This is a genomic window from Lwoffella lincolnii (assembly GCF_002014765.1).
Lineage (GTDB): Bacteria > Pseudomonadota > Gammaproteobacteria > Pseudomonadales > Moraxellaceae > Psychrobacter > Psychrobacter lincolnii.
Window position 1 is genome coordinate 1 of the sequence record NZ_MUYT01000020.1, and the last position, 665, is coordinate 665.

A 665-nucleotide genomic window follows, 5' to 3' on the forward strand; every position below is an offset into this window, starting at 1 on the left:
ATTTTGTTTGTGGGGTGGTTGTTATGTTGTCTGTGGTTTATCGGTTGTAATATTTGGTTGTTTTATTTTTTTATTGAGCGTTCACATATGATTATTCAAGACCACGTTGCCATTGCACCTACCACATTTCAAACGTCACAAAACGGCTTTACGCTTATTGAGCTGATGATTGTGGTGGCGGTGATTGGGGTGCTGGCAGCAATTGCCTACCCCAACTATCAAGAGTATGTCAAAAAAACCAAACGCACCGATATGATGGTGGAGCTGGTCAATCTGGGTAATCAGATAGAATCTCAAAAGCTGTCTAAAGGCAGTTATTCCAACATCACCACCACAGATTTTAGTGGTAACTATCCTAAAAATGGCACAGCCTTGTATGCCGTAACACTGAATCTAGATGCCAATGCTGACGGTAATCAAAGGGATTGGATACTGACTGCTACTCCAATTGCCTCATCAGCCATGGCAAGTGATGGCACGCTCAGCTTTAACCATCAAGGCAGAAAATGCCGAGACAGCAAATGTGGGCAAGGCGATGCGTGGAAAGATTGATGGGTTTTTTGCTAAATATGCACATCAAACCAGCAAAATAAACGTAAACAATATTGTAATTATTATTGTTTAGTATCGGAAAAAATTACGGCCTATCAGTATCCTAGCTGCCA

General features: G+C 41.4%; 1 protein-coding gene. It reads left to right on the plus strand.

The window, feature by feature from the left end:
* Positions 1-552, plus strand: a 552-nt coding sequence (locus B0682_RS09200; protein WP_276206640.1) for a type IV pilin protein, incomplete at its 5' end; no start/stop codon positions are given.
* Between the last annotated feature and the right edge of the window lie 113 nt (positions 553-665).